The 24,619-nt window shown below is 55.5% G+C and carries 21 protein-coding genes; 16 read left to right on the forward strand and 5 right to left on the reverse strand.

The window, feature by feature from the left end; translation table 11 throughout:
- Positions 1-28 precede the first annotated feature (28 nt).
- The 10 genes from ACQKEN_RS17160 to ACQKEN_RS17205 all read left to right on the forward strand — a co-directional run bounded on the left by ACQKEN_RS17160 (position 29) and on the right by ACQKEN_RS17205 (position 15,290).
- Positions 29-6,604, forward strand: coding sequence for a tape measure protein (locus ACQKEN_RS17160; RefSeq protein WP_427687269.1), 6,576 nt, complete (start codon positions 29-31; stop codon positions 6,602-6,604).
- Positions 6,601-7,509 (forward strand): hypothetical protein, encoded by a 909-nt coding sequence (locus ACQKEN_RS17165; protein ID WP_427687271.1) that lies wholly within the window; start codon positions 6,601-6,603, stop codon positions 7,507-7,509. The genes ACQKEN_RS17160 and ACQKEN_RS17165 overlap by 4 nt, the downstream gene beginning before the upstream one ends.
- Complete coding sequence (locus ACQKEN_RS17170; protein WP_427687273.1) at positions 7,509-8,696, forward strand: pyocin knob domain-containing protein; 1,188 nt, start codon at positions 7,509-7,511, stop codon at positions 8,694-8,696. Before ACQKEN_RS17165 ends, ACQKEN_RS17170 begins: the two co-directional genes overlap by 1 nt.
- Positions 8,693-9,340: a hypothetical protein gene (locus ACQKEN_RS17175; protein WP_427687275.1), complete on the forward strand. Its 648-nt coding sequence runs from the start codon at positions 8,693-8,695 to the stop codon at positions 9,338-9,340. Before ACQKEN_RS17170 ends, ACQKEN_RS17175 begins: the two co-directional genes overlap by 4 nt.
- A gap of 13 nt (positions 9,341-9,353) precedes the next feature.
- The gene (locus ACQKEN_RS17180; protein ID WP_427687277.1) at positions 9,354-9,890 is read left to right on the forward strand and encodes a hypothetical protein; all 537 of its coding nucleotides are present in this window, start codon (positions 9,354-9,356) and stop codon (positions 9,888-9,890) included.
- Positions 9,891-9,984: 94 nt separating this feature from the next.
- Entirely contained in the window at positions 9,985-10,431 is a 447-nt protein-coding gene (locus ACQKEN_RS17185; RefSeq protein WP_427687279.1) for a structural protein P5, read from the forward strand.
- 36 nt (positions 10,432-10,467) lie between these two features.
- On the forward strand, positions 10,468-10,683 hold the full coding sequence (locus ACQKEN_RS17190) for a hypothetical protein (RefSeq protein WP_427687281.1): 216 nt from the start codon (positions 10,468-10,470) through the stop codon (positions 10,681-10,683).
- A complete protein-coding gene (locus tag ACQKEN_RS17195; RefSeq protein ID WP_427687283.1) occupies positions 10,680-11,927 on the forward strand; it encodes an SGNH/GDSL hydrolase family protein in 1,248 nt (415 codons plus the stop codon). The genes ACQKEN_RS17190 and ACQKEN_RS17195 overlap by 4 nt, the downstream gene beginning before the upstream one ends.
- Before the next feature lie 330 nt (positions 11,928-12,257).
- The gene (locus tag ACQKEN_RS17200) at positions 12,258-14,129 is read left to right on the forward strand and encodes an AAA family ATPase (RefSeq protein WP_427687285.1); all 1,872 of its coding nucleotides are present in this window, start codon (positions 12,258-12,260) and stop codon (positions 14,127-14,129) included.
- A 390-nt stretch (positions 14,130-14,519) separates the two neighbouring features.
- Positions 14,520-15,290 carry a DNA adenine methylase gene (locus tag ACQKEN_RS17205; RefSeq protein ID WP_427687287.1) on the forward strand — a complete coding sequence of 257 codons (771 nt, stop codon included), beginning with the start codon at positions 14,520-14,522 and terminating at the stop codon, positions 15,288-15,290.
- On the opposite strand, the gene ACQKEN_RS17210 is transcribed toward ACQKEN_RS17205, so the two are convergent.
- Entirely contained in the window at positions 15,274-15,984 is a 711-nt protein-coding gene (locus ACQKEN_RS17210; RefSeq protein WP_427687289.1) for an SOS response-associated peptidase, read from the reverse strand. The genes ACQKEN_RS17205 and ACQKEN_RS17210 overlap by 17 nt on opposite strands.
- A 98-nt stretch (positions 15,985-16,082) precedes the next feature.
- Between ACQKEN_RS17210 and ACQKEN_RS17215 the strand changes: the two genes are divergently transcribed.
- The 5 genes from ACQKEN_RS17215 (at position 16,083) to ACQKEN_RS17235 (ending at position 18,824) form a co-directional block, all read left to right on the forward strand.
- Positions 16,083-16,379: a hypothetical protein gene (locus ACQKEN_RS17215; RefSeq protein ID WP_427687291.1), complete on the forward strand. Its 297-nt coding sequence runs from the start codon at positions 16,083-16,085 to the stop codon at positions 16,377-16,379.
- Between the two features lie 4 nt (positions 16,380-16,383).
- Entirely contained in the window at positions 16,384-16,722 is a 339-nt protein-coding gene (locus tag ACQKEN_RS17220) for a LexA family protein (protein ID WP_427687332.1), read from the forward strand.
- A gap of 2 nt (positions 16,723-16,724) precedes the next feature.
- Positions 16,725-16,934 carry a hypothetical protein gene (locus ACQKEN_RS17225; protein ID WP_427687293.1) on the forward strand — a complete coding sequence of 70 codons (210 nt, stop codon included), beginning with the start codon at positions 16,725-16,727 and terminating at the stop codon, positions 16,932-16,934.
- A 461-nt stretch (positions 16,935-17,395) separates the two neighbouring features.
- Positions 17,396-18,274 carry a hypothetical protein gene (locus ACQKEN_RS17230; RefSeq protein WP_427687295.1) on the forward strand — a complete coding sequence of 293 codons (879 nt, stop codon included), beginning with the start codon at positions 17,396-17,398 and terminating at the stop codon, positions 18,272-18,274.
- Positions 18,275-18,290: 16 nt separating this feature from the next.
- Positions 18,291-18,824 carry a hypothetical protein gene (locus ACQKEN_RS17235; protein ID WP_427687297.1) on the forward strand — a complete coding sequence of 178 codons (534 nt, stop codon included), beginning with the start codon at positions 18,291-18,293 and terminating at the stop codon, positions 18,822-18,824.
- Positions 18,825-19,154: 330 nt separating this feature from the next.
- Here the strand turns inward: ACQKEN_RS17235 and ACQKEN_RS17240 are convergent, their stop codons facing one another.
- Entirely contained in the window at positions 19,155-19,646 is a 492-nt protein-coding gene (locus ACQKEN_RS17240) for a DUF4145 domain-containing protein (RefSeq protein ID WP_427687298.1), read from the reverse strand.
- A gap of 1,029 nt (positions 19,647-20,675) precedes the next feature.
- Entirely contained in the window at positions 20,676-22,301 is a 1,626-nt protein-coding gene (locus ACQKEN_RS17245; RefSeq protein ID WP_427687300.1) for a methyl-accepting chemotaxis protein, read from the reverse strand.
- 261 nt (positions 22,302-22,562) lie between these two features.
- Between ACQKEN_RS17245 and ACQKEN_RS17250 the strand changes: the two genes are divergently transcribed.
- Positions 22,563-23,447 carry an EamA family transporter gene (locus ACQKEN_RS17250; RefSeq protein ID WP_427687302.1) on the forward strand — a complete coding sequence of 295 codons (885 nt, stop codon included), beginning with the start codon at positions 22,563-22,565 and terminating at the stop codon, positions 23,445-23,447.
- Between the two features lie 80 nt (positions 23,448-23,527).
- Here ACQKEN_RS17250 and ACQKEN_RS17255 read toward each other — a convergent pair whose 3' ends face one another.
- Entirely contained in the window at positions 23,528-23,977 is a 450-nt protein-coding gene (locus ACQKEN_RS17255) for a DUF805 domain-containing protein (protein ID WP_427687334.1), read from the reverse strand.
- Positions 23,978-23,993: 16 nt separating this feature from the next.
- Positions 23,994-24,347 (reverse strand): DUF4190 domain-containing protein, encoded by a 354-nt coding sequence (locus ACQKEN_RS17260; RefSeq protein WP_427687304.1) that lies wholly within the window; start codon positions 24,345-24,347, stop codon positions 23,994-23,996.
- Positions 24,348-24,619: the final 272 nt, after the last annotated feature.

The following is a 24,619-nucleotide window of genomic DNA, read 5'->3' on the forward strand; positions in this document are numbered from 1 at the left end:
GCCTTTTTTTTCGCCCGGAGAAAAGTGAATGCCAGGTCAAGAAGTTCGCGGGATGCTGATCCGGCTCGAAGCGACCACGGCGCAGCTTCGTCAAGAAATGGCTAAGGCGGACACCACCGTAGCCCAAGTCGCCGGGCGGATTGATAACCAACTTGGTCGAGTTGACAGTGCTTTTGATCGAGTAGGCGCGAGTGCCCAAGCAGCAGCTGGTTTGCTGAAAGGCGCAATTTCTAGCGTGGCGGGCACTGCTGGGATCAGTCAGTTGCTACAGCATGCCGAGGCATATACCACTATTGCCAACCGGTTGAAGTTGGTCACGACCAACGCGGCCGAGTTTCAAGCCGCCCAGAAATCTGTATTCGATATCGCTCAGCGCTCCGGCCAGCCCCTGACGGCTACCGCCGAGCTTTATCAGCGCATCGCGACAAATCAGAAAGAGCTAAAGCTGACCGGGCAGGGCGTGGCAGGGATTGTTGAGACAATCAGCAAGACTCTCGTCATTAGCGGGACATCTGCAGCATCCGCTGACGCCGCGCTTGTGCAGCTCGGTCAGGCGTTTGCCTCTGGCACATTGCGCGGCGAAGAGCTCAATTCGGTGCTGGAGCAGGCGCCTGCCCTTGCGCAGGCAATCGCCAAGGGCATGGGCGTTTCTGTTGGCGCGTTGCGCTCGCTAGGCGCTGCCGGCAAGCTGACTGCTGATTCCGTCGTGCATGCACTCCAAGCGCAAGCGGCCGCTGTGAATGATCTGTACGGGAAGATGCAGAGCACTGTCAGTCAGGGCATGACGAAGATCGATAACTCGGCAACTCAACTCATCGGCAAGCTTGACCAGACCTCAGGAGTAAGCCAGAAGCTCGCTGGCGTGCTGACCGCAATGTCGCAGCGTCTTGACGAAGTTTCTAAGAATGGCGAGTCTCTGGCCAGCACCGTCGCCAGCGTGACCAGCGCCGTTGAGAAGCTTGCAATCATCGTTGGTGTGCGCTTGGCGTTTGCGCTCCAGCAAACCATCGCCTCATTTCTGTCTTCGGCTGGCGCCGCGATTAAGCAGGCTGCGGCGGTAACTCAATCCGCCATCGCGGCCGACAGGCTAGTGCGGTCCGACGCCGCGTCTGCTGCCCAAGCATTGCTGACCGCCCAGTCTCGCCAAGTAGACGCGAAAGCGATGCTCGAGCGCGCGAACGTGGAGTTGGCTACTGCTGAGCAAAAAGTCGCATCGGACCGCGTACGCCAGGCGTCCGAAGTTGCCAATATACAGGCCGTTCAGGCCGCCCTGATCGCGGAACGCGGGCTGGAAGAGCAGCGACTGCGAGCTCAAATAACCGATACCGGCCGCGCGCAGTCCATTGCTCGCATTGTGGAACTGCGCCAGTCAGAAATCGCTATTTCAAATCAGGTGAGGGCATCGGAAGCCGCCCTAGCCGAGACATCGGCGGCCACGTCCGCGCAGATTCAGGCAGCTTACCAGCGCCGAGCCGCAGCCGCCGGCGCCTATGGGGAAACCACGCTCGCGGTCAATCAAGCTGTTGCCGCATCAGAAAAAACTACCGCCGCTGCATCCAGCGTATCGAGGGGTATCGCGGGACTGTCGGCGGCTGGCGGTGGCTTGCTTGCTCTGCTAACCGGTCCTGTTGGCATGATTGCTACCGTGGCGCTCGTTGCTGCCTCGTTCATTGATTTTGGCGGCAGTGCGAAAACCGCTACTTCGGCGCTGATTGACCAGAACCTGACGGTTGACGACTCCATCGCCAAGTTCAAGGAGCTGGGTGCCGCGCAGCGGACGCTTCAAGTTTCCACCTGGACCGAGAAGCAGGTGGAGGCCCTGGACAGCGTCGGCGCCGCTCTGAATGAATATTCGCTGCGGGGCATGGAGGCATTTCAGCAACTCGGTGTTGCAGGGGAGGAAGGCGCTGACGCATTCAGCAAAATGGTCGAGAAGGTCCGCGCTGGGACACTGCCGCTCAATAGCGTCACCGAGTGGGTGAAAGAGAACAAGGCAATCTTGCCAACATACACCGCACTGCTGGAGCAGTCGGCCGCAGCGTATGAAATTAACGGTCTTAAAGCCGATAAGTACGGGAAGCTCCTCGGGCAGGTCAATAGCGTCACAGTCTCCGCCACGGCTGCAACCGGTCAGCTCGCGGCATCGCAGCAGAACTCCGGCCAAACCGACGCGAGCAAGGTTGCATGGGACAAGTACATTGACCAGCTGACAAAAACTCGCGATCTGCTTGGCGCGAACGCTGCGGCCGAAGCCGCGTACACCGCGGCAAAAATGGGCGCAACCCCGGCTCAGGCGGCCCAGGCAAAGATCATTGCTGATCAGACCGATACGCTCAAAAAATATCAGGACGCAATCAAGGATAGTTCGGAGGCAGAAAAGGTTCGTCTCAAGGCCCAGTTGGTCGCGCTTTACACCGCTGAAGACGCTGCCAACGAAGCCGCTGCAGCGCAGAAAAAGGCGTTGGACGATACCGCCAAGGCTGCGGAGGAAAGCGCGGCACGCCAGGTTAATGCAATGCAGTTGGTCATTAATCAGGCCGTGAATCTGACCAAGGGCCGTAATCTTCTCCTGCTGCCAGAAACAAAGCCGGACACCAAAAACCAGACCGGTTACGGCCTTCTTACCAATGGTGGGACTGCACCAGTTGCGCCAGTGAAGCCGAAGGCCACGCCGGATCAGCGGGCTGAAACTGCCATCGCGCAGTTGGACGCGACCACTGAGGCGAACAAGCGTGTGGACAAGGCGGCCAATGCGGCGGCCACTGCGCTAAAAAACCAGCAGAAAGCTCTGGAGGATCTGCTCGCCAAGTCTGGCATCGCGACCAAGGCTTCCAACGATATCGCCGATGCATACCTGGCTGGCGCGAACAACGTCCGTGAGCTGACCATCAAGCAGGAGATCGAGACCGAGGTTTTGAAAACCGGCGCCAAGGCCTATGACCGCGTCGCAGCTGCCGTCAATGCGATGCACGATGCGAAGGATCGCGCGGAGGTCATGAAGCATGTGGCCGAACTGCGCGTGGAGATCGACAGCCTTCAGAAAGAGGCCGTTGCGACCCTTCAAGGCCAAAAGGCTATCGACGCATTCAACGTTGCCAAGTCTGTGCAGGCTGAGCTGATTGATAAGAAGATCGCTGTCGGCTCCGCCGAGTACGACCAGCTTGTTGCTGTCACCAAGGCTCAACTGGAAAGCAACAAAGCGCTCGAGCAGGCCAACGCCGCGAACGGCATCGTCGACCGGCTCTATCCACAGACAAAGTTGTTGCGCGATTACACCCAAGAGCAGGAAGCGCTGAACAAGGCGATTGAGCTCTATCCTGAAAAAGCTGACGCCTATCGCGATGCGCTTCAACGGCTGGGCGTGGAGTACCAGCAAAACAAGAACGCCGCGACAAGCTGGGGCCAGTTCACCGAGGGGGCGATTGACCGAATCGACGACGCATTTGCAGACATGTGGAAGTCCGTTCTTAGCAAATCCGGCAACTTCATGGACACGCTCAAGGACGGCTTCCGGCAGTTCCTCGCGGAAATGCTTCACCTGGCAATCACCAAGCCGATCATCGTTCAATTCGCCAGTGCACTGGGGGTAGGCGGGGCCTCGGCTCAATCTTCCGGGCTGTTTGGAGACCTGACCGGTGGAGGCGGTGGCGGCGGCATAATGTCGTACCTCAACACTGCTAAGAATGTGATGTCTGCGGCCGGCAGCAAATTCGGTGAGGCCATCATGTCCGGCTGGTCGAGCGGTGATGGTCTGGTCGGTGGGCTGCAAGGTGCGTTCAGCAACGGCGCTGACTACGTCCAGAGCGCGATCAGCAGCGCATTCACATCAGGCTCTGCGTTGGCTGCGGCGAACGTTTCTGAGTCAGCCACTGCCGCGCTGACTGCCAGCTACGGCAACTATGCCGCTCAGTTCGGCACCGGAGTTTCGCAAGGCTCATTCAGTGCAGCGGCCGTAAGCGCCGGAGCCAGTGGCGCGGCAAGCTCTCTGGCAACTCTCAGCACGGTGCTGGGGTACGTTCAGGGCGTCTACACAATCTTCAATTCCTTCAAAGACTACGGTCTAAAGGGCGGGGCTGTGACGGGCGGGATGGCGGCGGCGGGCGCTTACATTGGCTCATTCGCTGGGCCTATTGGTACAGCCGCTGGTTTCGCGATCGGCGCAACCTTGGGCGCGCTGGGCGCCGGCAAGCTTTTCAGCAGCGGGGAGAAATACCCCGACCTGAGCACCTCGGCGACGGGGCACTACGATAATGGCGTGTACACAGACCAGGGGATAGCGACCAGCTGGCAGCGTAAAGCGCCGAAGTATGGGCCTGCTGCTGATAACGCCATGTCTTCGACGTTGAACCAATTTGCGTCAACGTTGGGCAACCTCTACGAAGCGCTTGGCAATGGAGCGGAGGTTTCGGCTTACAGCACCCTGCAGCAGCGCAAGACCTCTGGGAAATATTCGAGCACGTTCGGCGTTCAGTTGGACGATGGTTCGGTCATCAGCGCAAAGCAGCAGTTCAAGGCCAACGACATCGCGTCGGCGTTGACCGCTGACTATGACGACATCATGGGCACCTTCCTTGCGAAGGCGATCGTGAGTTCCAAGTCGCTGCCGGAGTACTTCAAATCCCAGTTCACGGCTTTCGCCAACGATTGGAACACCACGGCTGATCAGGTCATCAAGGCGATCGAGGGCGTCTTCACCCGCTTCAACGGCGTGAACGACGCGCTGTCCTTGATCAACGTTGCGAACCTGAAGTTGGATAACACCGGCCTCATTGCCTCCGATTCGATTCTGAACATGATCGGCGCGATCTCCGACCTGGACACCACCACCGCAACTGCGAAGGAAAAGGTGGATGCGCTTAACAAAAGTGTGGGCACCTACTACCAGGCTTTTTTCAGCGCCGACGAGCAATTCGCCGACCTGACCAAAAGCCTACAGGCTGCGTTCGCTGGCTTCGGCCTGAAGCTGCCGGACACGCGTTCCGCCTATCGCAAGATGGTTGAAGACATTGACGTCACGACCACCGCGGGCCAGGCGATGTTCGCCACGATGATGGGTCTGGCAACCAACGCGGACACCTACTACACGCAGATCGACAAACAGGCGCAGGCAGCAGTGGATGCAGCCAAGGAGGCAGCACAGGCGGCCGCCGATGCATGGTCGAACTACTACGGCCTGTTCACTTCCGACACGCAGAAAGCCGCCGACACGTTGTCGGTGGTGGGCCAGCAATTCGCTGCGCTCGGCTTGGCGATGCCTGCAACCCGGGATGGCTTCGCCTCAATGGTGGGCTCAATTGACCAGACAACCGCGAAAGGTAAGGCGCTGTTTGCCTCGCTGCTCGGGCTTGCCACAAATGCTGATGCCGCTTTCGACATCATCGAGGCTCAGACCGCCGCGGCGAATGAAGCAGCGGCGGCTGCCGCTCAGGCCGCCAAGGACGCCGCGACCGCAGTCAAGGATGCCTTGAATGTCGCAGTCACCAACAGCCTGTCCGCCGTGCAACGAGCAATCAGTGCACAGCAGGAAGCCGCTGAAGCCGCCTATAACGCAACGAGCGCGTCGATCAACGACATGCTCGACACGGCCAATACGCGGGTAAGCGACCTCACTGCCGTCAGCAACAGTCTCGGTGCTGCCTTGAAGTCTCTGCGCGGTGACTCCGACGCAGCGGTGCAGATGCTCCGTCGCCAGGCGCAGGCCACTTTGCAGAGCGCGCTTGCAACGGCGCGAGCTGGCGGGTCGTTGGCGAACTTCAGCGGCCTGGACGACGCGCTGAATGCGGTCACCAGTAACACCACCGACCTGTATTCATCGCTTGAGGACTTCAACCGCGATCAAGGCCGCACGGCCAACGTGGTGGCGGAACTCAACCTGCTGAACGGCAAGCAGCTGACCAGCGCCGAGAAATCGGCAAAGGCGCTGCAGGATCAGCTTGATCAGGCGAAGAAGGCGTATGACGCGCAGGTGGCGCAGTTCGATTCGCAACTGGCATTTGCTCAGTCGCAGTTGGATGCGTTGAACGGCGTCGACACATCGGTGCAGTCGGTGGCCGTTGCCATCCAGCAAATGAACGCCGCCGTTGTGGCTGCGCTCCAGGCGCAGGAAACGGGAGCGGCTGCCGGCAACACGTACGACAACAACGTCGCGTTGATCCGATCGGTCTACAAGCAGGTTCTCGGTCGGGATCTAGACGGCAACGGCCTTGCGACCTGGACGGCGGGCCTGGCTAACGGGACGGTCACCTACGCCAATCTGGTCGACATGATCGCCAAGGGCGGCAAGGCGAACGGCGAAACCGTGAAAATCCCAGGCTACGCCGCCGGCGGCAACTTCGGCGGTGGTCTGCGCCTGGTTGGTGAGAACGGCCCGGAGCTTGAAGTAACGGGCCCGAGCCGGATCTTCGATGCTCGCACGACTGCAGCAATGCTCAACGGTGGCGGCTCAGACGCTGGCGTCGTGGCAGAGCTGCGCTCTATTCGCGCAGAACTGGAGATGATCAAAGCCAACACCCAGGCCGGCGCGGTGAACAGCAGCAAGCTTGTGAGGATCGTTGATCGCGTGACTGACGGCGGGAACGCCATGCTTACCAAGGAACTTGCATGAAGGTCATAAAGCCGCACGTCATCACGGACATGATGATGCTGAGTTCGTCAGTTCAGGAGAACGACTATCCGGCGTGGGCATCGGGCGCCGCCTACGCCCTCGGCGCGCGGGTGATCCGGACCAGCGTGCATCGGGTTTACGAAAGGCTGGTGGCGGGGACGGGGACAGTCGCCCCCGAGCTGGACACCACCAGCCCGCCGGTGTGGATGGATGTCGGCCCGACAAACAAGTGGGCGCCTTTCGATGATGTGGTCGGAACGCTCGCGACCGGTCCGTCTCCGCTCAGCTATGTGCTCAGCGTCGGGTTCACCGACAGCCTGGCATTGTTTGAACTGAGCGGCCGGTACGTGGATGTTGTGATGAAGGACGGCACTGGCGGGGTCGTTGTGTACCAGAAGAGGATCGACCTCGAAGTCACCGATATCGAGACCATCTTCGACTGGTTCTTCAGCGATCTGGATCTGCGGACCGACATCGTGATCACTGACCTGCCGGGCCAATACGCGAGTGCTGAGCTCTCTCTAACCATTACCTCAACCAGTGGCGGCGCGTCTGTTGGCGTGATCAAGCCTGGGCTGATCAGTGACTTGGGTGAAACGCAATACGGCGCCCGGGTCGGCATCGATGACTATAGCCGCAAGGAGCGGGATCCATTCGGAAACACGGTCATCACCAAGCGCGCTTACAGCAAGCGTGGCAGTTTCACGATGTTGACCACGCTTGGCACCTTCAACCGGATCTATCGAACGCTGGCGGCGCTGCGGGCAACTCCGTGCGTTTACATCGGCACGGAGGCGGCCGGCTATGAGCCGCTGCTGATCTACGGGTTCTTCACCAGCTTCAACATCGACATTTCCTACCCCAGTTACCACCTCTGCTCGCTTGATATCGAGGGCCTCATCTGATGGCAGTTACTCCACTCCCGTTCCTTGACCGGACCGCGGCAACGTTCAAAAACGACGTCGATGCTTTCTTCGCCACCAAGCTGCCCACGTTTTCTGTGCAGGTGAATCAGGTTGCCACCGATGCGCAGAGCGCTGCGGATGCTGCCAACACCTCGAAAAACGCAGCGGGCACCAGCGCCACCAATGCCAAGACCAGCGAAACCAATGCCGCGAACTCGGCCAGCGCCGCTAACACCTCCAAGAGCAACGCGGCTACCAGCGCCACCAACGCAGCGGACTCTGCGACCGCTGCGAATACATCGAAGAACGCAGCCGCCAGCAGCGCGACGGCCGCGGCTACCAGCGCCACCAACTCCGAGTCCTCTGCCGTCCGCGCCAAACAAGCGGCAGACAGCATCTCCAGCGGCCCGGTGACCAGCGTCAACAGCAAGACCGGTGTTGTGACTCTGAACAAGGCTGACCTGGGCCTTTCGCTGGTTGATAACCTTTCCATATTTGCGCGAGGCATGACTGCCAGTCCTACGGTACTGCCAACCATTGCAAACCTGGACGAGTTTATTAACCTAACCAATGGCTGGTATGGGGTTGCAAATACTTCTAGTGGTGCAAGGCCACCGGGCGAATCATGGGGCACCCTTCTTGTGGCTGGCCGGGCGTTTCAAAGTGATGCGCGGGTTAACCAATTCTTTTTTGGTGAAGGCAATGCACGGGTTTGGCTTCGTAGAAATAATGGTGGATCTTGGAGCGGTTGGCGTGAACTTACTCGGCCAGTTCCCGGTACCGGTAATACTCGGAAACCGTTGGTTGCTTCTGCTGATGGCGTGAATGATGAATGGTCAAACATCATAAGCATTGCCAACTATCTGGACAAAAGTTTTACTGGCACTGCGGCGGCTGCACAAACGTTGGATGTCAGCGTGTATTCGATCTTTGACTTTCTACTCGCTGCTGCAACAACTTTCAGTTTTGCGAACATCCCTAGTCTCGCTGGTGAAACTATCACTGTGGTGGTCAGAATTCGGCAAGATTCCACCGCGCGCCTGATTACATGGCCGTCGAATATCACCTGGTTGACTCCGCAAGGCATCAGTCCTCAGACGCCGACTGCTGGTCAAATCGTTGAATATATTTTTTCGACCGTTGGCTCTCCCGCTAACTGGTATGGTCGAGTGGGGGCTTCGACATGAGATTGGCTGCGGCGCTTTTGGGATCGCAGCAAAAAGTCCCGACTAAGCCGGGCACCCCGTATGCTGGTGGGTATTATGCTGGCCGCATGAAGATCAGCGGCCAGAGCTATGCATTGATCGTTTCCCCGAAGGCGCAAGGCGAAACATTTCTGGCTTGGAAAAATGCGAATACGGTAACGCTAAATACTTCAAGTAGCTGGGATGGACAGAGCAATACTGCAGCAATGGTTGCTGATAGCGCAAACCATCCGGCGGCACAATTCTGTGCAGGTCTCTCAATCAATGGATATGCAGACTGGTTTTTGCCCGCAAAAGACCAGCTTGAAATCTGCTATCGCAATCTGAAACCCAAAACTAACCCCAATGATACCGGGTCAGGTGTCAATAACTATTCTGATCCGGTTGGCGCTGCATATACTTCAAGCAACCCAGCTCAGACTGTATCGGATGACTTTTTATATACGCTTGCCACTGGCACCTATGGCCCTCAAGCTTTTAGGGCAGCCAGTGGTGAAATATATTGGAACTCGACAAACCTTAGCGCTGGGGTTTCCGGGACCCAAGAGCTTCTTACCGGCCAGCAATCTAACGCTAGCAAAATCAGTCAGTTGTATGTTCGTGCTGTTCGAATGATCAAAATCTAAAGGAGCGTTTAGCATGGCCGTAATCATTGAGGAAACTCAGGAAGTTGTTAGCGGTTGGGATTTCAAAATGCGTTACCCAAACGTTTCATTCCCGTTTGAAAGTGACTGGGATGACGAAATGCTGGCGCCTTATGGGGCATTTCGCATCTACGAGGACGTCTATCCGGACCTGCAGATGCTGGAAACTGCAATTCCCGGCGCCATTGAAAAAAGAGAGGATGGCAAGTATCACCAAGCATGGATTGTGCTTCCTGCCGATCCTGAACAGTTGATTGCAGCAATCACAGCCGAATACAAAGGCCAAGTTGAGCTGTATATGAACAACACCGCTGTGGCTCACGGCTACTTGAACATGCTGGAGGTCATCAGCTACGCAGATGAGCCTGTCGTGGCCAAGTTCCAGAACGATGGCCGCGCGTTCCGGAAATGGCGCTCGCTGGTCTGGGAGTATGCCCAGGTGCAGATCCCGCTGATCGCCACCAAGCAACGTCCTAAGCCGACGGCGGAAGCCTTCCTCGCCGAGTTGCCTGCCCTGGCGCTCAACAAGTAAGCCGGGCGCCGCGCATAAGGCCGTGCAGGCCAGTATGCAGCAACACCACAAGACCCCGACCCGTTCGGGGTTTTTTACCTCTGGAGATAAGTGAATGCCACCTGCTACCCGAGGTTTCCGCAATAACAACCCCGGCAACATCGATTACAACCCGCGCAACCAATGGCAGGGCCAGCTTCCCCCTGATCCATTGATCGAGAAGCGCTTTGCGCGTTTTGACACTCCCGAGAACGGCATTCGGGCTTTGGCAAAGCTTGTGCTGGCCTACCGGGGCAAGGACGGCATGCCCAAAATCGGCGGGCAAGGCATCGATACGGTCCGCGAGGTAATCAACCGCTGGGCACCTGGCGTCGAAAACGACACTGAGTCCTACATACAAGCGGTAGCAGCAGGCGTAGGCGTCCAGGCAAATCAGCCGATTGACCTGCGAAACTTTCGAACACTGATCGCGATCACCACCGGAATCATCAAACACGAAAACGGCGCCGTGCCTTATCCAGCAGACGTTATCGCCGTGGGCGTTCAAAAAGCTCTGTCCTGAGCGACCTAACCCACAGACAAAGCCCTCGGAGGCGAAGTGCGCACAGATCAATTTGTGATGAAGTACAGCTACGGGCCGCACACGCTGTCCGTGAAGGCAAATGGCGGAAGCGTGCTTGTGGAAAAGGCCGTGGGCACTGACTGGGTCACCGCTGACACATTCAGCACTGATGGCGCGTGGCGGCTGGATCTGGGCAGCTCGCCCACACGCTTCACGCCTAAAGGCGGCGCGGCTTATGAGGTGGCTAAGTGACCTTGATAATAGGCGCTGCGCCTACCAGCAAAAGACGTATCCGGCGTGGGCTGGGCCTGCTGGGCGACAGCTTCAGCGCGAACTGCCACACGATTGATCCGAAGGCATACGGCACGGAGGCATACGGTTACGCCGGCGCGATCGCCGCAAAGACAGGTCTGTTTCCCAGCTATCTGGACAATCAGGGCAAGGTCGGCGACCACTCTGGGCAGTTCATGCCACGGCTGCCGTCCTGCCTGACTTCAGCGACGGCCGATTTGTGGATGCTGCTGTCGCGCACGAACGACAGCACGACGCCCGGCATGACGCTCGCCGACAGCAAGGCCAACGTGATGAAGGCCATCACAGCGTTCCAAAACACGCCAGGGAAGTACCTGATGGTCGGCACCGGAACGCCGCGGTTCGGCGCGAAGGCTTTGACCGGCCAGGCACTGGCGGACGCGATTGCTTACAAGGACTGGGTGCTGACCTACGTCATACAGTTCGTGCCAGTCGTGAACATCTGGGATGGCTTCACCCAGGCCATGACCGTCGATGACTTGCACCCGAATCTGATCGGCGCAGATTTCATCCAGTCCAAGTGCGTGCCGGTCATCAATGCCAATTTCGAGTTCTTCGGCGTGCCGCTGCCCACGGACGCCGCCGATCTGTACTCGGCGATTCGCCCGTTCGGCTGCTTAAACGCGAACGCGCTGATGACCGGCACCACTGGGGTCATCAACGCATCGGTCAACCCAGTCGCCGGATCAGTGTTGGCTGACAACTACAAAGCATCCGGCTCAGGCCTCAACGGCATCACCACTCGCTGGTACAAGGAGCCCTCAGCATTTGGTGAGGCGCAGTGCATCGAGTTGGCCGGGGCCATGGCGGCCGCCGGCGGGTACATCTATCTGCAGCCGGCCGCGAACGTGACGCTTTCCAATCTCCTGGCTGGGGACGTCATCGAGATGGTCTCGGCACCGGAGATCGTCGGCAACAGCCGGGGCATCCTCGGCTGGGAAGCAGAATTGGTCATCACCAAACCGGTGGCGGCTACGTCCACCACCATCTACTACCGCTCGATGGACAAGTACCAGGAGCCGTTCACCCTGCCGGCGAACTGGAAAGGCGCGCTGGAGACGCAGCGCTACACGTACGATGCGACGGAAACGGTCGTCACAGCGCGCATGGGTCTGTACCTGGCCGCGGGCATTGCTCAGGACTCTCTGGTAAAGGCCGCCCAGTTTGGAATCCGCAAGACCTAAGCTCCGAATTTTGCCGAAAATCACTCCTACCTCAACGGCTAGAGCGCGAACGACTTTACACAACCTTTTACTGGGGGCGCTATGCCGGACGCCACCCCAAACGCAACCACTACACCGTTGCCCCGCAACGGACGGCTAGCGCAAACAAATGCGGCGTTTCGGGTAACACATTTTCTTCAAGGAAATCTCCGCGAAGCGCTCAAACCCTGGCGTGCACTACCACGGCAACGGCTGACTATTATGACTTCTCCGGAACAGGTCAGGCTTGCTGATTTCCGGCTCGACAATCGGTAATAATCACTCGCACTTATAAAAGGAGCTTGATAGGCCATGATAAAAATTTCCGCGCCCGACTCAAATTCAGGCCCTGAGTTGAGACAAATTGTCGAGCTGAGCCCCGGCATTACTGTGGTAACGGGCAAAAATGGTAGCGGCAAGACTCGTCTTTTAGAACTTATTGAGAATCGCTCGGAGCTGTTGGAGGGCACCCTCAGAGTGTATGCGAAAAGATTTTCTCAAGAATCCCTCTCGCCAAGCTTTGGCGATATCAATCAGGCTGCTAGTTTGCAAACCCGACAGGATGAAAGCATTAATGCCTTTCTTGCCGACCCATTCAGCTACAGTCTACCTCCTGCTCCAGGACGGCGTATGCAAAACGCCCAAGGCATTGGGCACGAAGGAATTCGCAGAATTTGCTTAGCGATTATGGAAAGTACTGAGAAAGCTCCTTCGGAAATTACTGGTGACGACTTTAGAGCATACTGGATTGAACCTAATGGAGAATTTTTTGGGTCTCAAGACTTGGCAAAGCTTTTCAATACTTATATTAAACGGAAACACGACATTCAATACGCTTGCTTCGAGGCTTTCTTACGGTCGGATGAGCATGAGCTAACGCGGAGTTCGTTGGCCGGCTTGCATAGTGACGCCAAGGCCCCTTGGGAACTGCTGAATGAAGTTTTAGATAGAGTCCTAGGTGGCAAGTTTTACTTTGCGCCTCCTGATGAGAGCCTGCGGGTATTCAATCAGCGAGCGCGCCTTTTCGAGCGAGGTGGTGGTGAATTGTCAGTGGCTAGCTTGTCGTCCGGCGAAAAAACACTGATGTGGCTGGCGTTGACCATCTTTAATTCGCAGTGTTTTGAAGACAGCTCATCGTTAGTTCCAAAGCTTCTTTTGCTAGACGAGCCGGACGCTTTTCTGCACCCGCATATGGTCGTGAAACTTTACGAGACTTTGGATATCTTAGTCGAGCAATTTAGGATTTATGTTTTAATTGTTACCCATTCGCCAACCACTGTTGCACTCGCACCCGGTAAAATCTTTCAATTACAAGACGGTAAGCTACTCAGTCAAGATAAAGACTCTGCTATCTCTGGTCTGCTAGATGGCGTGACTCAGATTTCTGTAGATCCGGAAAACAGACGTCAAGTATTCGTCGAAAGTGTAAAAGATGCTGAGATATACCAGTTATTATTCAGCGTGATAGCCGGCTCGCACTTTTTGGTCGATGCAAAAATATCTCTGTCTTTTATTCCGGCAGGTCGTAAGACGGAGGATGAGCTCCTTAAGAACTGCGTATTTAAGATATTCGGTGAACAGTCTTCTGATCAGGTAGAGCTTTTTATAAAAATGGTTAACGGTGGCGGCGATTGTAGTCAGGTAAGCACCTACGTTAAAGCTCTCAGCGAAAGTAAGACTGTAAGAGGAATCGTCGACTGGGATCGCCGGCACACTACAAGGCCTAAGGGAGTTGTTGTCTCTGCTCAAGATTATGCCTACACCATAGAGAACCTGCTGCTGGATCCTATCTGTATTCTGCAGATGGCGCGGCAGATGGACCCCACTAAATACAGTGTCTTGAAGTTATGTGAGGTTGACGTCGCAGATCCAGATGAATGGTTTAATAATGATCAGCTGATGCAATTGTCAATTGACAAATATTTATTGAACATACTGGGTAGGGCAAGTGCTGGTGATGCAGTGCTACAGTACCTTGGTGGTCGTGAATTTAAAACGGATCAAGAATACCTCAAAATGGATGGTAAGGAATTGGAAAAGTCTGTGTTGGAAAAGTATCCTGAGCTCTTAGGTTATAAAAAGAATCATGGGTTTCTTTACGGTGTTGCGAAACAGATGAAAGTCAAAGGTTGGAAGTACGTACCAACAGAGTTCGCTCGGACATTCGCGCAGCTGCAGAAATGAAAGTGCGGCTCAGATTTTTTCCCGATTGACAGGAAACTGCTTAATTCGTGCGTCTCGGGACAGTGACTCCATCGATAGAGACTGGCGCTGCTTGATTCGAAGATCAATGTCGGCCAGATCGGAGTTCTAAAAGTCTGAGCCTCTGCAGCTTGCGCAAAATCGGAAGTTGCACCGTGTGATCCGACCGAGCTACGAGTCGCATCACTATCAGAAAGGCAGGTCGACGATGACCGCTTCGCTGCACAAAGGAGCGGCCAGCAGGATGCGTCAACATCCAAGCTGGCCACCGAACCGCAGACTATCCCTGCAAGTCCAGCCAAGGCTCCCGCTCTGTGCACAAAGCGCGGCGAGCCTAGCACCTGTTTATCCATACAGTAAAGGCTTGCATAAATGACCAACCCGATTGTTCCGTGGATGGGCGGCAAACGTCGCCTTGCAAAACCGTTGCTCGCGCTGTTTCCAGCGCATGATTGCTACGTTGAAGTGTTCGCCGGCGGCGCAGCGCTTTACTTCAAAAGGCCGGAGCCTGCAAAGGTCGAGGTTCTGAACGACATCAATGGTGATCTGGTCAGCCTGTACCGGGTTGTGCAAAACCACCTTGAAGAATTTGTTCGCCAGTTCAAGTGGGCGCTCAGCTCACGGCAGATTTTCGAATGGCAGAAGATGACCCGGCCGGAAACATTGACCGACATCCAGCGTGCCGCACGGTTCTTCTATCTGCAGCACCATGCGTTCGGCGCGAAAGCGACCGGCCAGACCTTCGGTACCGCCACTACTGGGCGCCCGATCAACCTCTTGCGGATTGAGGAAACGCTCTCGGATGCGTGGCAGCGACTGGCCGGCACGTACGTGGAGAACTTGCCATGGTTGAAGTGCGCTGAGAAATACGATCGCCCTCACACGTTCCACTACATGGATCCGCCGTATTGGCAGACCCAGGGGTACGGGACAGAGTTCGGGCTGGGCGAATACCACGCGATGGCCGACTTCATGCGGCGGTGCCAAGGGAAGGTGATGGTCAGCATCAATGACCACCCCGACATCCGCGAGGTGTTCGCGGGCTTCCGGATGCAGGAGCTGAGTATCAGGTACAGCACTGCAAACCCCAGAACCGGAAAAGCTTCGGTGACGGGCGAACTGGCGATCATGAACTGGGAGTAGGCTTTGACGGCTTTATCAGGTGTTCGCCCTGATTCCGCACGTTTCCGACATCCTTGCTCACCTCAAACCAGGTGAATTCCTCAGTCGGCCTGCAGCACTCTTTCGCGATCTGGGCGGCGCGCTCCGGCGTCGTTTCGGGGTCCACCCATTCCCGAGCGTGCTCTGGGCTCAGGACCACCGGCCGCCGATCGTGAATGTCGACCATCCCTTGATCGCTGTCGGCGGTGATGATCACGAAGCCGTCCTGCGGGTCGGGATCAAGCCCCTGATGCACTTCCGCCAGCGCGGCGAAGAACATCGGGCCTTCCTCCCTCTGCCTGATGAAATAAGGCTGCTTCCGCTTCGGGTCGTCTGGGTCCTTCACCCATTCAAACCAGCCGTTGGCCGGCGCCAGTGCCCGGCCATTCGGCCAGAGCTGTTTGAAGTACTTCCCCGTGAGCACCGTCTCGACCCTGGCATTGATCGGGGCCGGACGCTTCCCTTCACCTTTCGCCCAGAACGGCGACCATCCCCAGCGCACCTTGTCCACACTCAAGCCGTCCTCGGTCGGCCTGATGATCTCGACGCGAGTCGTCGGCGCGACGTTGTAGCGCTCGATCGGCCATAGGTCGTATCCATTGATGACCAACTGCTCTGGAGCAAGCTCCTTGAGGTAGTGGTCCATCGGCTCGTAGATCGAGTAGCGTCCGCACATAAGGTCACCTGTCGCAAATCGGCTTATACAGTGTTGACCACAACCCTCGCGCTTAGTTAACTGTACGCATATACAGTATTAATAAGCGAAGCATTCCCATGTACGTCCTGATCACTCCGCGCCGCCAGATGGGCGTCGCCGTTCCGAAAGACCAGCTCAGCAAGCTCCCGCCGTTCAGAGGCGACGTGCAGATCGTTGAGTCTCAGTGCTCCGCCCTCGGCCGCGTCACCCGGGAAGCCTTCATTTTGAACAGCGTCGGGCGCGCGCGGGATGCTTTGCCAAGGCTTCTGGATGCCAGCGTGACGAGCATGGGGACCCAGGGCTTGATTATTTCCGGTATCGAGCAAGTCGAGGAGGCGTTCTACTTTCAGTCGTGGTGGTGCCGCTTTGAATGACGACATGGCTCCGGATCACCTGGACATCTCACTGGACGAGTTCCTGAACATCCGCGCGCCCGGCACTTACCTGGTGAAGGTTGAAGGCGACAGCATGGAGGGTGCGGGCATCTTCTGCGGTGATCTGCTGATCGTGGATAAGGGGATCGACGCCACGGCCGGGCAGGTCATCATCGGAGTGGTGAACCAGCAACCGCTGGTCAAGTACTTGGCCTTTGTGGGCTGCCACGCTGTGCTGCGCTCGGCGAACCGAAAATATCCCGACCGATTCATCATGGAAGGGGACGACTTCGATATCTGGGGCGTGGTAACACACAGCATCCGCGATCACGCGAGGAATTGAATATGGCTCTCGAACAACGCGGAATCGAGATCCGACATGACCTGGTGGATATCGCGGCGCGGCATCAGTCCGCACTTGAGCGCTGGTCCGGCCACGCCGAGGAGTTGCACCGCGTAGGCCTGCTGGACGAGGAGGAAATGCTGGACATGGTGTTTTACGCCGATGCGGCTTATGCACTCGTGACTGAGGAGCTGAAGTACCGGATCGGATAGAGCCTGGTGGAGCTGGAAACGAGAGGAGTTGGTGATGTCGGCAGGACGCCGTGATGGGTGTAAGGAAGGGCGCAGTTGATTGAGTAAGGGGATCGTAACCACTTGTGGATAACTTCGATCGACAATCAACTTGGGCTTTTTTGTACGTGCAATTGTACGTGGGGCCCAAAAACGAAGGGCCCGCATTTCTGCGAGCCCTTGTTTTGTATGGTGCCGGCACCAGGAGTCGAACCCGGGACCTACAGATTACAAGTCAGGTAGTTAAGCCTTTATAATCAATTGTTTACCTGACTATTCTTTACTGCTGAGTCGCGAAATCGGGCTATACACACTGACCTCCAAGCGTTTTTACGAGACGTTGATGCAGTCTGAGCGGCGTCTCGGTTGCCCGCAAATTTTTGGCTATGCCCGGAAGAAAAACAATGTGATATTCTGATAGCATCAATAAAAGGGATTTTGCTATGAAAGTTTACTTCACCCCAATAAAGATTGCTGTGTCGGGCAGCAGGCTTAGTGCGACCGAGTTTTTCCATTACTTGATTAATAGTTACAGGGGTGAGGCTGATTTCAGATCCGTGAATAAAGAGGTTAAGTTTAAATTTTTCGAAGATTCTCAGGTGTTTATAGTTGTAGCGTTAACAACTAAGGAGTTGAAGAACTTTTGTGAGGGTGACGATACAGGAGCTGATTTTGTTTGGAAGATGAGTGGTGATCTGACCAATAAGATAGCGGAAACCAATATTCTTATACTTAGTAAAATAAACTTCGCTGGCGCCTATCTGCACAACGAAGGGTCAGTGAGAATTAATAACTTTGAGTCAAAATTGAGATGGATGTTTAGAAAAATATTGAAAAATCAATATGGGAAGTCAAAAAGAGACGAAAAATTCAGCATCGAAAGACTAGTAGACTCTGACGATATTCTTAGGAAAGTTTCAAGGCTGAGTGAGATTGACCAGATAAATGCTACGTTTACCAACCCGACCACTAAGCAGAGACTGAATGGTTCGGTTTTTAAAGACACGCAGTCGATCAGAGTAACACAGCGCGTAGGCTCCTATTCACTCAAGAGTCTGGCTAAGCGAAAGGAAATTTCCGAGTACTTAGAAGATTTGATCAAAGGAGGTGGTGGTAATGTTAGTATTAGGGGGGTTTTATCAGGAAGTCTTGCTGGAGAAACCATAGGTGTCGCTGATGCTGTGAATAGCATATACGCAATGGAATATTCGGAATATATTTCTGAACTGGACGGCACTAGCTTGAGTAAATTTGTTGGAAGTGAGCTTTTTGAGAAGGTAAAGAAAAAGGTTCTTGATTCAGCTCTCGTACAGAAAGCCTGAGAGGGTGTCATAGAAAATGAAAATTATACTTATATGCTGTGCAGCTGCATTGATAGGTTATGGTATTTCAATCTCTGTGGCGTTTACGTTGGCCGGATGCTGGGATATGTTAATCAACGCTTATCAAACCAGTATTAGAGGTTACATGTTTGCAGCGTTCCTTGGGGCATCTTCATTTCTCATATCTTTGCTGACGTTTCTAGTAACAAATATTAAAGAAAAAATGTTCGATAGCGCAGATTATCTCAGGGTTTATGTCTCCCATAATAAACTAAAGAAAGGTGACTACATATCTAAGCGAAAACTATATAGTCCGCTTAGGTTAATAGGCATGCTTTTAGTGTGCGCTATTTTTACCTCAATACTCTGCTCTGTGAGCCAGCTCACGCTGGGGTTTTCAAGTAACAAGTACATCCTCTTTATTCCTACTTTTACTCCGTTTCTAGCTGTGTCATTTTTAATTTCTGCTCTCAGCCAAATCCACAGCCTAATTCGGCAGTGGCTCGATTCGGGAAGTGATGTAATCAAGGTTAGCGAAGAGCACTTGTGAGCGCACTCAAATTGCCCTCTGCCCCTGCTTCTCCCATGTCAATTTGCAGCTAGGGTCTCGGATCTCGGATCACGATAACCGCTTGCCTCCAGTTTATTTGCTCGTTTACCAGCAGTATCCGTGATACTCATTCGCTTCAAGTCGTGTAATGCGACATGCTGCTCCGGTGTGATCACGTGCTCCTTGAGTGCCAGTGTAATGAACGCTGCTTACGGTAATAAAGCTCAACTCGCTTAGTCGTACCGCCGTGGGCAACGTAAGTTCGAAAAATTATGTTTCAAGATAACCTCCATATTCAGCCTTGGTACATATGCTGCGTAGCCATCTGCTTCATTTCGTAGTAGGGATTGACGGAGCAAACAACACCCTAGATGGAGTGCCTTTTTTTAGTGCAGCTGCGGAACCTTGAAGGGCTTTTTTCTGAAGCAGATTTTCCACGATGTCCATGACATGAGTGATCTGGTCGGATGTGGGGAGGTGCCCTCGATGAGCAGCCGCGTGTCCAGCTTCCAAGGCTGCCTCAAGAATATCCCGATCCTGACGGCCTAGGTGCCCATCGGTGACCAGCTTGTTGAGCTTTTTGACGAACCCGCCGATGTCCCCTACGGTTTCGTTCATATACATATCCACAAGAGCTCTGGCGCCCATCATGGCTAGTCGCCGACTGTCTGCATGGAGCGCGGCGTAGATTTCCCGCAGCATCAGCTGCAAGTCTCTAGGCAGATTTTGGTGCCAATTTGGAGCTTGACGAGAAATCCTAGGGGGGTAGTAATCAGTGTCATCGCTTACGTCGAAGTCGGAATGCCACCAGTCGACGCGCAAGGTCACCTCCTCGCAGCCACGGCATTCAATAAATCGGCTCGTCCTTGACCACTCAGAATATGCACCATCGACAACGTGACTGTCTGACTTCACTTTGGTACTTCTGCAGTCGTGCTTGGTTTCCCCTGAGCATCGGTTGCAATATGACCAGATCGGTGCCTTAACGCCCATCTAAAATCTCCTTGTAGGGTTTCAAGATGCTTCTGATTACAGCACATCTCGCGGCGCGAAATTGCCTCAATGTTGCTCGTGTTTTCAGTCGCGATATGAGCTGGACGACCATAAGAGGCGCAGGCCTGTCCTATCATGGGTAAAGGTATTTTTTCACTCGACTGCTGCTTCGTAGGTGAGTCCACCTCGGATCACTCGTGACATTACGAAGGCTCCTAGAAATCGAGATTAAGGTTATGACTGTGGTCAAGTCTCTAAACCTTTTTCCTATGCGCTACAGCTGGCCGCCCTGTGGCTCGCGACGCGCCTGGACCTCAAGGCCCTGGCTCTAAGAAGCTCAAGGCGATCTGGGCGAGAACCATTTTGTGAACATTTTCAATGCCACGTTCGACGGCCGAATTAACCCGCAAAGCGAAGCTGAGTGGGACCTTCACAAGTTAGCCAGCGGCGATGATGGCAAGCGCAATGCAGCGCTTCTGCGAGGGGAGGCGCTGGTCGCGCTCTCGGTTGTGCTGCAAGGAGTCGCGACATGCTTAGGCCCAGACTGACGACTGGCCCAGATTTTCTGGCGCGCATGGGCGAAATCAGTTCCGAAACTCAACGGGCGCCCCGCGTGGAATGCGGTCTGTAGCCCAGTGGTTTTAAAAAAGTATGGGAACGCCAATCGCCTCCAAAGGAGCGCCCCGCTGGTTTTTCCATAACGGTCTTGAAAACCGGCGAACGTTAATAGCGTTTCTAGGGTTCGAATCCCTAGTTCCCCGCCAAACACAGTAAAAAGCCCTGCTTATGCAGGGCTTTTTCGTTTTCGGGATTTGGTCGGCGAGGGCCCTGAAGCTCGTGCTTCAGGGCAGCGAAGGTCTAGAGCCGGAACTTGCCGACCATGTCGTTGAGCCGGACCGCCAGCTTCGACAGCTCGTTGCTGGCTTCCAGCGTCTGTCTCGCGCCCTCGGTGCTTTGCATGGCCAAATCGCGAATGCTCACCAGGTTTCTGTCCACATCGCGGGCAACATGGGCTTGCTCCTCCGACGCCGTCGCGATCTGCATATTTCGTTCATTGATTTCCAGGACCGCGTCGGTGATCAGCCGGAGGGACGAGCCGGCGTCTTTCGCAGAGGTCAGCGTGCTGTAGACCTCCTGTCTGCTTTTGTCCATGGACTCCACCGCAGCGGCAGACCCTGACTGGACCTTGGTGATCATCTGCTCGATTTCCTGAGTCGACAGTTGGGTCCGGTGCGCCAGTGCTCGTACCTCGTCTGCCACCACAGCAAAGCCGCGTCCTTGTTCCCCGGCGCGCGCTGCTTCAATCGCTGCGTTCAGCGCGAGCAGGTTTGTCTGCTCGGCAATGGCCCTGATGACGCTCAGCACTTTTGTAATATCGTCAGCCTGACTGGCCAGGGCCTTGACCTGAACCACAGAGTTGTCCACGAGGTCGGCGAGGTTCGTCATGGCCGTCACCGTGTTGACGACCCGGCGGTTGCCCTCTTCGGCGGATGTGCTGGATGACTGTGCGGCCTCGGACGTTGAGTTCGCATTTCTCGCCACTTCTTCTACTGCCGCACTCATCTCGGTGACCGCAGTAGCCGCCTGTTCGATCTCGCTGTTCTGTTTTTGAAGTGTCCGGTCCGCGCTTTCGGTGATCGATGTCATTTCAACGGACGCGGTGCTCAGCTGGTCTGCCGCTCCTGATATTTCGGCTATCGTGGTCTTTAAATTGCCGGCCATGACATTGAGCGCAATCATCAAACTGGATACCTCATCCCGCCCCGTCACAGCGAGGACGCCGGAGAGGTCGCCCGTCGCGATTTTTTCCGCGAAGGTCAATGAGCTGGCGACCGGCTTTAAGATGCTTCGGGTCAGGGCATACGCCAGGCCTATGGTGAGAACCGAAGCAGCCAACACGACGGCGACAAGCACCATGATGCTGTGACTATAAACCTCTGCAGCGCGATGCCCTGCGCTGACTGCGTTCTGTGAATTGATGTCACGCAGCTTTGTGAGCTCTGCCTGATACTGCGTCGCGGTCTGCGCTTGCTCGGTGTTGGCGAAGTCCAGTGCACGTTGATGGTCGGCTGTATTCAGCGCGATGATGTTTTTGACGCCTGATATGTACTTTTCCATCAAGCCGTTTGCTATTTCAAACTGCTTTTTATCGTCATCGTTAGTGACCAGATGCGCGCGGTAGTAACCCGTCTTGTCGTCGAGCGTGGCGATGTATTGAAAAATATTATCGGTGACCTTGCGTTCTGCATCCGGGCCCGACACCGCCAATAACCGTATGCTTTCCAGCCGGGTATGCAGCAGTGCAATCTGGATATCGTCAATCACCTGAATGCTGGGAACCACGTCAGTTTCCAGGCTTTGCTCAGTGGCACGCATTTCATCGATTTGAACGTAGGCGAATAGGCCAAGGCCCAGCAGGATCAGCGTAATGAGACCAAAGCAAAGCAGCGCTCTGGTCGAAATCTTGAAGTTTTGTAGTTGCATGGGGGTCTCTCCGGAGCTCCAAAGGAATGCTGAGGTCCGTTCCAGCAATCAGCGTGTCTGCCGGATTTTCCATTACTTAAGGTGCGTTCAGCGGAAAGGCAGGCCTATGGCTATCATGGTCGCGTGCTTGCGCAGTGCTAAATAATCAATTAACTAATTCTTCATTTAAAACTGCCAATGCGTTTGCAAACGCCGCGAGCGTGAGGCGATTATCGCTTCTCGGGATCGCCCCGAAATACCTGCCAACTATTAAGGAACACCATGCCGCTTAAAGACCTTTGCCTGGCATTGCTGGTCATCATCGCGTGGGGGTTGAATTTCATCGTGATCAAATACGGGCTGGATGGCCTGCCGCCGATGTTGCTGGGCGCGCTGCGGTTCACGCTGGTCGCGATTCCCGCCGTGTTCTTTATCCGTCGTCCGCAGTTGCCCTGGTTCTGGCTGCTTGCGTATGGCGCGACCATTTCCTTCGGTCAGTTCGCCTTTCTGTTCGAGAGCATGGCCCATGGCATGCCACCGGGCCTGGCCTCCTTGCTGCTGCAGGCGCAGGCGTTCTTCACGCTGCTGTTTGCGGCGATATTCATCGGTGAGAAATTACGCGTGTACAGCGTGGCGGGCTTACTCATCGCCGCGGGCGGTTTGACCCTTATCGGCATGGGTACGGGGGCTGCGACACCGCTGCTGGCGGTATTACTGGTTTTGTGCGCGGCGTCGATGTGGGCGTTGGGCAACATCATCACGCGCCGGTTCGGGAACGTCGATCTTGTCGCCCTGGTGGTGTGGGGTGCGATCGTTCCGCCGCTGCCGTTTCTCGCCATGTCGCTGTGGCTGGAGGGGCCAGCGCTCATTGAGCATTCGTTGCTCAATCTGGGATGGAGCTCGGTGCTGTCGCTGGCTTACCTGGCTTTCGTCGCCACGCTTTTCGGTTACATCAGCTGGAGCAAGCTGCTGTCTCGCTATCCGGCGGGCAAGGTCGCGCCGTTTTCCCTGCTGGTGCCGGTGGTCGGCCTGAGTTCCTCGGCGTTGGTGCTGGGCGAGCGACTTAGCGTGCTGCAATGCGCGGGGGGTGTGCTGGTGATGCTGGGTCTGACCGTCAACTTGCTAGGGCCCAGGCTGGTCAGCCGCGGGCGACGAGCGACCGCTTGATGCGGGGGGCATGAAGCTGTCGCAACGCATGCCGGATTCAGGCAGTTGCGCCGTCCAGGACGGCGCCCCTGCCTGTCAGCTTATTGGGGAGCCGGCCCAAAGCGGTTATCGCCTTTCTGACCTTCCGTGGCCAGGAACACGATGTTGGCGAACGGCACAATGAGCCACCAGCCGCTGCGATCAGTGTCGTGCAGTCGCCGAACGCCAACGGCGAGGCCGGGTATCAATACCGCCAGGCTATACACGTTCGAGAGGATTGAATTGATGCCGACGATGGATTCGACAACGGCAATCGCGACAGAGATGAGGACGTTGATCAGGAAAAACATCCAGTATTCCTTGCGTTGCGCCCTCCCACTGAACACCGCGTACTTTTTCAGGACGTCCACATACCAGTGAAAAAAACCTGGCTGGGCGACAGCGGCAGCGCTATTGCCGCCCCCTGCGTAGGCCAACTGCGGCGCGCCGCACTGCGGGCACGTGACCGCACCATCACTGATTTCCTTTGCACAACCACGACAAAATGCCATTTGAATCTTCCTTTGATTAATTAACACACAGTCCAACGAAAACAAGCAGCGAGACACCGGACAACACAGTCCCGGCGATGGCCATGCCATAGCCCGGTCTTTTGGTGTTGATAGTGATGATCCCCAGAATCAGCGCGACGACGGAGAACAGGCCCAGGCCCTGAATCGTCTCTGTGTCCCATTCACTCTCGTCAAAGAGCGCAAGCGTGCACACGATACTGAGCATGAGCGAAATGATTGCCATCCAGGGGGAGCGAACGTTTGCAGGGGGGAGTGTTGCTGAGGTGATTTGACTCGCGCCACATTGTGGGCAAGTGACTGCCGTTTCATGCAGCTCCTTTGCACAGCCACGACAAAATACCATCGCCATCTCATTTCCCTATAGTAGAAAGGCTTGTAGGTGGGTGTCGGCAGCACGGCTGAAATCTTTAGAAAAGATTTTGTGGGCATCCCTCCCGGCCTGTCTCGAACCCCGCACGCCCGTCATTGCAGAGCATCTGGCCGCCTGCTCATCCTCTTACAATGCCAGCCCTGGCAAGACGAATCAGAAACCTTAACAACTGATAACGCTTTGCATTACCAATTTATAAAAAAATTGTTACGATCGGCGCCCTCATAGCTTTTCGCCATGCGGACCGTCGC

The organism is Pseudomonas sp. NPDC078416 (assembly GCF_050268485.1).
GTDB lineage: Bacteria > Pseudomonadota > Gammaproteobacteria > Pseudomonadales > Pseudomonadaceae > Aquipseudomonas.

Bases quoted from the DNA above. Each gene is read 5' to 3' on its own strand.
- ACQKEN_RS17160 (WP_427687269.1), top strand. From the start codon at position 29: ATGCCAGGTCAAGAAGTTCGCGGGATGCTGATCCGGCTCGAAGCGACC.
- ACQKEN_RS17165 (WP_427687271.1), top strand. From the start codon at position 6,601: ATGAAGGTCATAAAGCCGCACGTCATCACGGACATGATGATGCTGAGT.
- ACQKEN_RS17170 (WP_427687273.1), top strand. From the start codon at position 7,509: ATGGCAGTTACTCCACTCCCGTTCCTTGACCGGACCGCGGCAACGTTC.
- ACQKEN_RS17175 (WP_427687275.1), top strand. From the start codon at position 8,693: ATGAGATTGGCTGCGGCGCTTTTGGGATCGCAGCAAAAAGTCCCGACT.
- ACQKEN_RS17180 (WP_427687277.1), top strand. From the start codon at position 9,354: ATGGCCGTAATCATTGAGGAAACTCAGGAAGTTGTTAGCGGTTGGGAT.
- ACQKEN_RS17185 (WP_427687279.1), top strand. From the start codon at position 9,985: ATGCCACCTGCTACCCGAGGTTTCCGCAATAACAACCCCGGCAACATC.
- ACQKEN_RS17200 (WP_427687285.1), top strand. From the start codon at position 12,258: ATGATAAAAATTTCCGCGCCCGACTCAAATTCAGGCCCTGAGTTGAGA.
- ACQKEN_RS17205 (WP_427687287.1), top strand. From the start codon at position 14,520: ATGACCAACCCGATTGTTCCGTGGATGGGCGGCAAACGTCGCCTTGCA.
- ACQKEN_RS17210 (WP_427687289.1), bottom strand. From the start codon at position 15,984: ATGTGCGGACGCTACTCGATCTACGAGCCGATGGACCACTACCTCAAG.
- ACQKEN_RS17215 (WP_427687291.1), top strand. From the start codon at position 16,083: ATGTACGTCCTGATCACTCCGCGCCGCCAGATGGGCGTCGCCGTTCCG.
- ACQKEN_RS17220 (WP_427687332.1), top strand. From the start codon at position 16,384: ATGGCTCCGGATCACCTGGACATCTCACTGGACGAGTTCCTGAACATC.
- ACQKEN_RS17225 (WP_427687293.1), top strand. From the start codon at position 16,725: ATGGCTCTCGAACAACGCGGAATCGAGATCCGACATGACCTGGTGGAT.
- ACQKEN_RS17230 (WP_427687295.1), top strand. From the start codon at position 17,396: ATGAAAGTTTACTTCACCCCAATAAAGATTGCTGTGTCGGGCAGCAGG.
- ACQKEN_RS17235 (WP_427687297.1), top strand. From the start codon at position 18,291: ATGAAAATTATACTTATATGCTGTGCAGCTGCATTGATAGGTTATGGT.
- ACQKEN_RS17245 (WP_427687300.1), bottom strand. From the start codon at position 22,301: ATGCAACTACAAAACTTCAAGATTTCGACCAGAGCGCTGCTTTGCTTT.
- ACQKEN_RS17250 (WP_427687302.1), top strand. From the start codon at position 22,563: ATGCCGCTTAAAGACCTTTGCCTGGCATTGCTGGTCATCATCGCGTGG.
- ACQKEN_RS17255 (WP_427687334.1), bottom strand. From the start codon at position 23,977: ATGGCATTTTGTCGTGGTTGTGCAAAGGAAATCAGTGATGGTGCGGTC.
- ACQKEN_RS17260 (WP_427687304.1), bottom strand. From the start codon at position 24,347: ATGGCGATGGTATTTTGTCGTGGCTGTGCAAAGGAGCTGCATGAAACG.